Origin of the sequence: uncultured Marinobacter sp. (assembly GCF_947259545.1) — a bacterium.
In the GTDB taxonomy this organism is placed as follows: domain Bacteria; phylum Pseudomonadota; class Gammaproteobacteria; order Pseudomonadales; family Oleiphilaceae; genus Marinobacter.
The window spans coordinates 25,914-36,001 of record NZ_CAMYMK010000001.1 but is presented as its reverse complement, the minus strand read 5'-3'; the positions used below and the strand labels follow the sequence as shown (position 1 = coordinate 36,001).

The 10,088-nt window shown below is 56.4% G+C and carries 8 protein-coding genes; 6 read left to right on the top strand and 2 right to left on the bottom strand.

All coding sequences use genetic code 11. The features are described 5' to 3' along the window. From vgrG to Q0Y21_RS00135, 3 genes are all read left to right on the top strand, one after another. Positions 1-872: type VI secretion system Vgr family protein (gene vgrG, locus Q0Y21_RS00145; protein ID WP_297790406.1), on the top strand; the 872-nt coding region annotated here is incomplete at its 5' end. After that, positions 835-1,704 carry a DUF4123 domain-containing protein gene (locus tag Q0Y21_RS00140; RefSeq protein WP_297790404.1) on the top strand — a complete coding sequence of 290 codons (870 nt, stop codon included), beginning with the start codon at positions 835-837 and terminating at the stop codon, positions 1,702-1,704. The genes vgrG and Q0Y21_RS00140, both read left to right, overlap by 38 nt. Next, positions 1,688-4,411: a LysM domain-containing protein gene (locus Q0Y21_RS00135; RefSeq protein ID WP_297790402.1), complete on the top strand. Its 2,724-nt coding sequence runs from the start codon at positions 1,688-1,690 to the stop codon at positions 4,409-4,411. Before Q0Y21_RS00140 ends, Q0Y21_RS00135 begins: the two co-directional genes overlap by 17 nt. An 18-nt stretch (positions 4,412-4,429) precedes the next feature. Here the strand turns inward: Q0Y21_RS00135 and Q0Y21_RS00130 are convergent, their stop codons facing one another. After that, positions 4,430-5,308 (bottom strand): SUMF1/EgtB/PvdO family nonheme iron enzyme, encoded by an 879-nt coding sequence (locus Q0Y21_RS00130; RefSeq protein WP_297790400.1) that lies wholly within the window; start codon positions 5,306-5,308, stop codon positions 4,430-4,432. Positions 5,309-5,549: 241 nt separating this feature from the next. Between Q0Y21_RS00130 and Q0Y21_RS00125 the strand changes: the two genes are divergently transcribed. Then, on the top strand, positions 5,550-6,248 hold the full coding sequence (locus Q0Y21_RS00125) for a DUF3592 domain-containing protein (RefSeq protein ID WP_297790398.1): 699 nt from the start codon (positions 5,550-5,552) through the stop codon (positions 6,246-6,248). Between the two features lie 45 nt (positions 6,249-6,293). Here the strand turns inward: Q0Y21_RS00125 and metE are convergent, their stop codons facing one another. Next, positions 6,294-8,567: a 5-methyltetrahydropteroyltriglutamate--homocysteine S-methyltransferase gene (gene metE / locus Q0Y21_RS00120; protein ID WP_297790396.1), complete on the bottom strand. Its 2,274-nt coding sequence runs from the start codon at positions 8,565-8,567 to the stop codon at positions 6,294-6,296. A gap of 137 nt (positions 8,568-8,704) precedes the next feature. Here metE and Q0Y21_RS00115 point away from each other — a divergent pair, with 137 nt between their 5' ends. Together Q0Y21_RS00115 and gcvH are read left to right on the top strand one after the other, a co-directional pair. Beyond that, positions 8,705-9,595, top strand: coding sequence for a LysR family transcriptional regulator (locus Q0Y21_RS00115; RefSeq protein WP_297790394.1), 891 nt, complete (start codon positions 8,705-8,707; stop codon positions 9,593-9,595). A gap of 44 nt (positions 9,596-9,639) precedes the next feature. Further along, on the top strand, positions 9,640-10,032 hold the full coding sequence (gene gcvH, locus Q0Y21_RS00110; protein ID WP_297790392.1) for a glycine cleavage system protein GcvH: 393 nt from the start codon (positions 9,640-9,642) through the stop codon (positions 10,030-10,032). The last annotated feature ends 56 nt before the right edge of the window (positions 10,033-10,088 follow it).

The window sequence follows — 10,088 nt, the reverse complement described above, 5'->3', positions numbered from 1 at the left end:
TGCGAGTCAGCCAGGGCTGGGCCGGCGGCCAGTATGGGTTCATGGCCTTACCGAGAATCGGCCACGAAGTCATCGTCTCTTTCCTGGACGGCGATCCGGACCAGCCGATCATTACCGGCCGGACCTATCACGCCACCAACACACCGCCGTACGCGCTGCCGGAACACAAGACCCGCACCACCCTCAAAACCCAGACCCACAAGGGCGAGGGTAGCAACGAGCTCAGATTTGAGGACGAAGCAGACAAAGAGCAGATCTATGTCCACGCCCAGAAAGACCTGGACCTGCTGACCGAACACAACCGCACCGAAGTCATCAAGAATGACAGCCACCTCACCGTGGAAAACCACCGCAACGCCCACATCAAGGGCAATGACCACGCCACGGTGGATGGGGAGAAACGTGAAGCCATCGGAGGCGACGTCAGCCTCACCGTTAACGGCAGCCATCACAGCAAACAGGGCAAGAACCAGTTCGTCGAAGCTGGCAGCGAAATCCACCACAAGGCCGGCATGAAAATTGTGATCGAAGCGGGTGCGGAAGTAACCCTCAAGGCCGGGGGTAGTTTTGTGAAAGTGGACCCCAGTGGCGTGACGGTTTCAGGGCCGATGGTGAAGATGAATTCCGGGGGAGGGCCGGGGAGTGGGAGTGCTGCGTCGGTCCGGATTCCAGACTCTCCGCAGTCAATACCGGAAGATGTTATCTCTAACAAGGATGGAGCAGTATTGGCTGGCACGAATCAGAGGCATGACGCGAGTCCCGAGGTCTCGAGAGCCAGCTTACTAAAAGAAGCTGCGGATTCAGGTAACTTGGCCATTTCCCAATGTGAGTACGATGAGCATGGACGCTGCATTCTACATAACCACGCTTGAGGATACGGTCCCCCAAGGTGACAAGCCGGAGGCAACTTCATATGCCATTGTTGACCTTGCTATAGCCCACGACTTATTGCCGCGACTCTACAGAGCCATGGCCAACGAGCCTATTGAGTGGTGGAGTCTCTTTGAGGGCACCGAATGGCAAACAGACTGGGCTAGTGGCCCCATTCTGGTTGACTTGCGAAACTGCGGTACTTTCACGCAACAGCTTGCGGTTGATTTGGAATCCCGCCCCCTGGGCATCATGATCCAGACGTCGCTGGACGCTACGAACCTGCGAGATCGCTGCCAGCAGTGGTTGTTTGGGGCGGGGCGCGCGCGGCTATTGCGCTTTTACGAGCCCAGAATGCTTGGACCGCTATTGTGCGTCATGGGCCAAGTGCAGCTGCGTCAATTTATGCCTCCAGACGAGCAGTGGTCCTGGCATGATGGCCTGAAGTGGCGAACTCGAACAACTATGGCGACCGATAGCGCTGCAACCAAGGACTATAGCTTAATCTCGGTCAGTGAAGAGCAGCTTCGACAAATTTCCCCTTACCGAATGGCCGCCCAGGCAGAGAGCTTTGCCAACTATTACGGAAGCAGTCTGACTTCGTGCAAAGATCCCATAGTTTGGGTTCTGAATTGTTTGCTGGAGGCTCATGGATCAGGGGTAAACACGGTGTCGGACCAGGAGCGTTGGTTGCGGCTGGCCATCAGACACGGTGATGCCTTCCCCAGAGATAAGCCGTACCAGGAAGTTTTATTGCAGGAGCAATGGTCAGCCAGTGAGAGGCTTACCGCTATGGAAAGCATAAGGAAGCAGGACTATGTCCCAGCAGCATGAAGTACGGGCAGGAGACACTTTGTCGCAGATTGCACAGCGCTATCAGGTCCCGGCATTGGAGATTCAGGCCCGTAACCCCATAATTAAGGATCCTGACCTGATTCAGGTTGGTTGGAAACTGAATATCCCGGCAAATAGTTCAGCCAGTTCAGAGGATCTTCCACCGCCCAGGTCTGCGAGCGACACAAGCTCTACCGAGGCCTCCTGCACTGACTGCCAGGTAGAGCTTGTGGAACTGGTCCACATTACCGGGGAGACAGGATCGGTGCATGCCCTGACCGAACGGCAACGAAATGAGCTGGACAAAGCTATTGAAGCCTTGCAGGCGCCTTTGCAGGATCTGCAACAAGCGGAGAGTGGACCGGAGGACCGGATTCCAGCAGCCAAGGAGGAAGTCTGGCGGACGTTGAAGGATCTTGACGCATTGCCACCGACTTCTTCCAGCACCACGGCTCAGGAATTACTGGATGAGTATCAGGCACGCTGGCAGCAGGCACAGCAGCGCCTGGATCGCCAGCAACGGCGACGGGAGCGGATTAGAGAGGAGCTGGGACAAATCCAGCGCGAGGTTCTGAGACCGATGTACCGACAGTCCAGCAACAATCCCAAGGACCTGATAACCATCCGTATTTTCCGGACTCTGTCCCACGAGCTGGAGCAGACATTGCCCGATATCGACACCGTGCTGGAGGCGCGCAGGAGCAACGTCGATTCCGAACAGAAAAACTACGAAGCTCTGGATGAGCGACTGAAGTTTCTTCGGGCAGCGCTGGAGGCGGAGGTTACCTATCGGGTTGCTCAGGCATCGGGCACTCAGGAGGCCGAGACAGTCGCCCAACTGGCTCATGAAACCGATACACTCAAAGCACGCACACGTTGGCCGGAATTCATTGCCAGTTCGGACATGAATGCACTGGTACAAAGGCAGCAACGGCTGAACGACATCGAAGCCACGCCTGATCCCGCGTGGTGGCGTGAGTTCGCCGACTACGTTGTCAGGAGTGATCCGACCCCATCCCTGTGGAGCCTGGTCGATACGGGGGAAGTCGAGCGTTACCGTGAGCTTCAGGATGAGAAGAAAAATCTCATCACGGAACAAGAGCAGGCTCTGAGCTATTTGGTTGAAACCAGCCCACCGTCAAAAAACGATATATTTGCCAGCCCGAATGTTGGTGATACCCGGGCCTGGAATGTGGTGGAAATCAAGCGCACAAGTGAATCCGGATACCGCTATATTCACCGGGAGGCACTGCAGCGATTCCGCAAGGGCTGGCAGCCACTGACTACGGCAGACGTGAAGCAAGCCATGTCCGCCGGCCGCTTCCGGGAGGCAGGTTCACAAGCCCGTAATGCCTTGCAGACGAACCGGGAACTAAAACTCAAGATTGCCGAATGGAAAAGCAAGGAAGACAATTTCTTCAACCAGCTCAATATTGAGCTGTTCAAGGAAGAGATTGCGACGGAAGACGGGCGATTCTCTGCGGAGGCCGAGGCGCAGATGTTCCGCTTTGCCGCCCAGGCCGGATTATCTGCCTCATACAACCCGGTGAAAGAGGAAGTTCACGTGGGCGGCAAGATGGAAAGCGCCTACAGCTTGCTGGAGGGCAAGGCTTCGCTCAAGGCCCAGTTGCCAAATGCCGACGGAATGCCCCTGCGGCTGGAATACCAGGACCGGAAAGGTGAGCTGGTGCGCCTGCATTGTGGCCACCTCCGCACCGATGTGGAATGCGCCATCCAGGGTTTCGCCGGAGCCTGTGCATCCCTGGCCGCCAACGTGAAGGCCTCCACGGCTCCCGGGAATGTGGGCATCACCGGAGACGCCGGCGGCGAGGTGTTCGCCGGCGGCACCCTGAAGAACGAAGCGGCCTTCAGCGTGAAATGGAAGACGGCATACGCAGAAGTTCAAGACGAACAGGGCGAAGGTCAGGTCGGATCCATTTCGGAGAACGAGCAGGAAAACCGGGATGAGGCGGATAAGGCCTTTCAGTCTCTGCTGGAGGTTAAACCTGAAATCGCTCTTTCTGCAGGACTTGGTGCCGGGTTTGAGTTCAAGGTTGGGCTTTCGGACAATCGGCGGCTCTACATGACCTTGAAAGGTCACTTGGTGCTGGGGCCCGGCGCTGGTGGTGGAGTTGCGGCGGAACTAAACGGCCCGCAGATTGTAGAACTCATCCAATTTGTGCGCTGGTCTCTGGAACAGTCCGATTTCCGATTCCTGGAGTGGATAGACGGCCAGGCATTTTCGCTTATATCTCTGATGCTGCGTGTTCAGGCAATCAGTGGTGATGATCTGGTAAATTTAGCGTCTTGGCCACTTGACCGGCTGCAAGACTACTGGAGATCGGTCCAAGAAAGCTACTTGGAAGCAGTTGATGCAGCAAACAGGGTTGTGCAAGCAGACGTGGCTAACTACACGCCAGAGGCCAAGGCCGAAGTGCTCCACTTGTTTTCACGAAATGCTTCACAGACGAAGCGCACCAATAATGCGGATTTCGAGCAAATGGCAGCGGCCGCTTTCGTAGTGCTCAGCACTGCCGGGGGGCACCGGGAATTTACTGAAATTCTCCGGCGCATGGGGCAGGATGATGGCATCAAAGGTAGCCTGGCGGATCTGAAGAACAACTACATTAACTTGATTTTGAGGTTCCTTTACAGATCCTCAAAGGCTGAACAAACGGAACAGTGGCTCTCAGGGTTATACTCGTAACAGTTGTGCGAGGTACGTTTAGTTCCTTGTGCAGCGGAACCCGCCGGTCAAAGGCACGCTTGACTCAGGCACGACTCGTCGGGAAACAGTCGAACTGTTGATAATGTGACCTCGGTAGTCCCCGCCACGCATAACTCTTTCAGGCTCTTTGAAGCCTGGCCCGACGGTAACTGATTTGCCTGTTTCTGGGCCCGTGGGATTGATTCTCGCTGAATTCTGGTAGTAATCGGCGTGGTAGTAGTCGTTTACCCACTCAGCGACATTGCCGGACATATCATATAAGCCCTGGGGGTTGGGCTGATAACGACCGGGAGGTTCAGGGAGTTTCTGGAAGTCGCTGTGCAAGGACCAGGCAGGGCCACTGGTGCTGCTTATATTGCGCCCTGGTTCCAGCTCCCCGTTATCGGTGGCGTGACGCAATGGTCTGCCACCAGACCGTGCGGCATATTCCCACTGTGCTTCGGTAGGCAAGTCCACGTTGTGGCCAGACTGTTTCCCGAGCCACAGACAGAACGCCTTGGCGTCATGCCAGGATACGGGAGCTGGAAGCTCACCTGCGAAGCGTTCAGGGGACTCGCTTTGTTTGTCTTCGTAAAAGCGTGCTTTGATCTTGTGACCTGAAGCCTTCACAAAAACCTCAAAATCCCCCTGGGTCACTTCGTACTTCTGGATATAGAAATCATCCAGCACCACTTGATGGGCCGGTATGGTGTCGGCTCCCATGGCCCAGCCGCCCGGGTTGCCCATCAGGAATTCACCGCCCTCAACCAACACCATGTAGTCCATATTGCGCTGGACCATCTCGAGGGCATGCCAATCGTTGATGGCATCGCAGCCGCCCAGGATCGTCAGGGAAGAAGCAAACAGCAGAGATTTTGGGATACGAGAGGTAGTCATTTTGAATCCAGTCCATTGGATGGCTTATAAAGCAGGAGCAGTATTCTAACTGTCGGGTAAATATGGGCCAAGTCTATCTTTTCACTACCCAAGAATACCACCTGAATAAGTGGATGTTGCCGTTCTCTGCATAGTGATAACAAAGCTTTATGGCTTTCAAGAAAATAAGATCTGCGTATAATTGCCACTCCCCGAGAACAGGCCGTTCTCGGGTAAGGAAATAATCATCAAAGGAACTGATATGAAAACCTTCAACACCCTGCGGGTGATCTTTACGCTCGTGGGCTTCGGCATGCTGGCCGGTGCCTTTTTCGCATTCCAGAGCACGTCAACCTTTCTTGAAACCGCAACAGCCAAGCCCGGGGTTGTGACTGATCTGATTCGCTCGCGGTCCAGTGATTCCAACGCCTATTATCCCATTGTCCGATTCGAGTATGAGCCGGGCGCGCCGATGGAGTTTCAGTCTTCAAGCGGCAGCAATCCTCCGAGTTACAGCCGTGGCGAGGAAGTTCGTGTGCTTTTTGCTCCGGGTGAACCGGAGTCTGCACGTATCGACGGTTTCTTCTCGCTTTGGGGCGTTGCCCTTATTGTCGGTGGGATTGGAGGAGTTTTCTTTCTGGTCGGCGCTGGTATGTTTGTGGTGCCGGCCATCAGGAACGGGAGTGCGGCAAAACTGCGCGAAACCGGACAGCTGGTTCAATCTCGCTATCAGGGGGTGGAAAGGAACGAGGGGCTCGTCATGAATGGCAAGAGTCCTTACCAGATAGTGTGTCAGTGGCAGAACCCGGTTACTTCAGATCTTCATGTATTCAGAAGTGATAACCTCTGGTTCGATCCTTCAGACCATATCTCCAGTGAGTCGATCCCTGTTTATATCAACCCGACCAACCCCAGGCAGTATTGGGTTGATACCTCCTTTCTGCCGGAACTGGCATCCTGAACCAGAACGGTGTCGGAGAGAGGCCGAGGGCCTCTCTCCGCAAAATCAGCCGCCCCGCAATTCCCGGGCGGCATCGACCATTCCCTGCAGCGCCGGAATCACTTCCTCCCAGCTCCGCGTTTTCAGGCCGCAGTCCGGGTTCACCCAGAGCCTTTCCGAGGGTATCCGTTCCGCTGCCTTCTGCATCAGAGACACCATGTGCTGTTTTGCCGGAATGTTCGGCGAATGGATGTCGTACACGCCGGGGCCAATGTCGTTCGGGTACTGGAAACCCTTGAAGGCATCAAGCAGTTCCATGTCCGAGCGTGACGTTTCGATGGTGATCACATCGGCGTCCATGCGGGCGATGGCTTCGATGATGTCATTGAACTCCGAATAGCACATATGGGTGTGGATCTGGGCTTCGTCGCTGACGCCGTTGGCGCTGATGCGGAATGCCTCGATGGCCCAGTCCAGGTAGCTCTGCCAGTCCGATTGGCGCAGGGGCAAGCCTTCCCGCAGGGCGGCTTCGTCGATCTGGATGATGCGCACGCCGGATCGCTCCAGGTCCAGGACTTCCTCACGAATCGCCAGGGCCAGTTGCAGACAGGTGTCTTTTCTCGGCTGGTCATCCCTCACGAACGACCAGTTGAGGATCGTTACCGGGCCGGTGAGCATGCCTTTCAGTGGCTTGTCGGTCAGCGACTGGGCGTAACGTATCCAGTCCACCGTCATCGCCTGAGGGCGCTGGATGTCACCGAAGAGGATGGGCGGTTTCACGCAGCGGGAACCGTAGGACTGCACCCAGCCGAATTGGCTGAAAACGTAGCCGTCCAGTTGTTCGCCGAAGTATTCCACCATGTCGTTGCGCTCGGCTTCGCCGTGTACCAGTACATCCAATCCCAGCGCTTCCTGCTCCTGCACGCAGCGGGCAATTTCCTCACGAATGCGGGTGGTGTATTCCCGCTCGCTGAGATTGCCTTTACGGTATTGCAGGCGGGTCTGGCGGATGTCCCGGGTTTGGGGAAACGAGCCGATGGTGGTGGTCGGGAATGCCGGAAGATTCAGGTGTAACTTCTGCAGCTTCAGGCGTTCGGTGTAGGGGCTCCTGCGCTCGCCCAGTTCCGGAGTGATCGCGGCAACGGCCCGGGTGACATCGGGGTTGTGTACGCGGGTGGAGTTCTTGCGGCTGGCGATGGCCAGTGCGTTTTGTGCCATTGGCTCAACGGTAGCGGAACGCCCATGATTGAGGGCGTTGGCCAGGATCTGGAGTTCATCGAGTTTTTGCACGGCAAAAGACAGCCACGAGCGTATCTCCGGATCCATCGCGGTTTCTGATGCCAGGTCCACCGGGACGTGTAGTAACGAACAGGAGGGGGCCAGCCACAGCCGTTCACCAAGGCGCTCGTGTACCGGCTCAAGCCAGTCCAGGGTGGCCTCAAGGTCGGTTTTCCAGACATTGCGGCCATTGATAACGCCAAGGGAGAGTACCTTGTGGGCCGGGAGCCAGTCGGTAACACGGCTGACCTCACCCGCTGCGCTGATGGCATCCAGGTGCAGTCCGGCGACCGGCAGTTCGCAGGTCAGTTGCAGGTTGTCCCGCAGCTCGCCGAAGTAGGTGGCCACTAAAAGCTTGACCGGACAGGCTTTGAGCTGGTGATAGGCGAGGTTGAATGCGTGCCGCCAGTCGCCATTGAGTTCGGTGACCAGGGCCGGCTCGTCGATCTGCACCCAGTCCACGCCCTGTTCGGCCAGCAAGTTCAGCAGTTCGGCGTATACCGGCAGAAGGTCATCGAGGAGTGCGAGCCGGTCACAGTCGTCCTTGGCTTTACCGAGCCAGAGATAGGTGACCGGACCAATGATAACGGGTTTGGCTTTGACGCCCTGAGCCTTGGCCTCAGCGAGTTGCTCCAGCAGCCGGGCAGGGTTCAGTTGGAACCGGGTTTCGCGGTCGAACTCCGGCACGATGTAGTGGTAGTTGGTGTCGAACCACTTGGTCATTTCGCCGGCATGGATGGCGCAACAGGCAGTGTCGTTTGCGGATCGCCCCCTGGCTACCCGGAAATAGCGATCCAGGTCCGTTCCGCCCGTGTCCTGGGCCCGGGCTGGAAGGTTGCCCAGGGTGAAACTCATGTCCAGCACCTGGTCGTAGTAGGAAAAGTCGCCAACCGGGGTAAGCGTCAGCGACGATTGCTGTGACCAGTGGCGACGCCTCAGGTCCGCAGCGGTGATGTTCAGGTCTTCGGCTTCCAGCTCACCCTTCCAGAATGCCTCCTGGGCGAACTTGAGTTCTCGTCTTGCGCCAATACGGGGAAATCCCAGGTTATGGGTGGTAATCATGGTGTTGTCCTTGCGTTCTTTTAACTGGGTTTCGAGAAGAACCACCAAGATTACGCCTCTGGATTAATGAAGAATAATGGTATTATTTCACCTTTCCATGAATTTAATTCACGTATCAGGCTGGACGGTAGCAAGCGATGATCGAACGGAATCATTTGGAAATCCTGCGGGAAGTCGAGCGGCAAGGGTCGTTGACGGCCGCTGCTGAAGCGCTGCACCTGACCCAGTCGGCCCTGAGCCACGCCGTCAAGAAGCTGGAATCGCAACTGGGGACGGCGGTATGGGAAAGGGAAGGGCGTCAGCTCAGGTTGACCCAGGCGGGTCAGTACTTACTGTCGCTGGCGACACGTCTGCTGCCACAGTTTGAGCATGCGGAAATGTTGATCGGACAGTTTGCCCGGGGGCAGCGTGGCACCCTGCGTATCGGTATGGAGTGCCATCCCTGCTATCAATGGCTGCTCAAGGTTGTGGGGCCCTATCTGGAGCAATGGCCCACGGTGGACGTGGATGTAAAACAGCGTTTCCAGTTCGGGGGCATCGGAGCGCTGTTCGGTCACGACATTGATATACTGGTAACACCGGATCCCTTGCATCGGCCCGGTCTGGTGTTTGAGCCGGTGTTCGATTATGAACAGGTGCTGGTGGTGCCCGGTGGGCACCAACTGGCATCGAAAGGTTGGGCGGAACCGGCTGATCTGGCGGACGAGACCCTGATTACCTATCCGGTGGAAGTGGAGCGGCTGGATATCTATACCCGGTTTCTGCTGCCGGCCCACGCCAGCCCGGCCAAACACAAGACCATAGAAACGACGGACATCATGTTGCAGATGGTGGCTGCCGGTCGCGGGGTGGCGGCTTTGCCACGCTGGTTAGTGGATGAGTACGCGGAGAAAATGCCACTTAAGTCCGTGCGGTTGGGTGACCAGGGAATTCAGAAGCAGATCTTTTTAGGCCTTCGTGACCGTGATCGCGAGGTGGATTACCTGAATTCCTTCATGAATACGGCCCGAGGGGTTCGCTGGAGTTAGACTCTTCGGTTAAACTGCGCGAAAAATCAATAGGGAATCCAATCATGAGTGATGTACCCGCAGATCTTAAATACATCGAAACCCATCAGTGGGTTCGCGTTTCAGACGATGGCACGGCTACCGTGGGCATTACCGATTTCGCTCAGGAGCAGTTGGGCGATGTGGTCTATATTGGTGTGCCGGAAATCGGCGTTACCGTGAATGGCGGTGAAGAGGCCGGTGTGGCGGAATCCGTCAAGTCGGCTTCGGATGTGTTCAGTCCGGTTACCGGTGAGGTGATCGAGGTGAACGAGAGCCTGGAAGATGAGCCGGAGAAGGTGAACGAGGATCCTTACGGTGATGGCTGGCTGTTCAAGGTTCGCCTGGTGGACAAGGGCGAGCTGGATGGCCTGATGGATGGCACGGCCTATGCCGAGCATGTTGCTGCAGAGGAATAGTTTTATTTGAGTTTGGTGCAGGAATTGGGTGGGTCGGGCCTCCCAAAACACGCTCA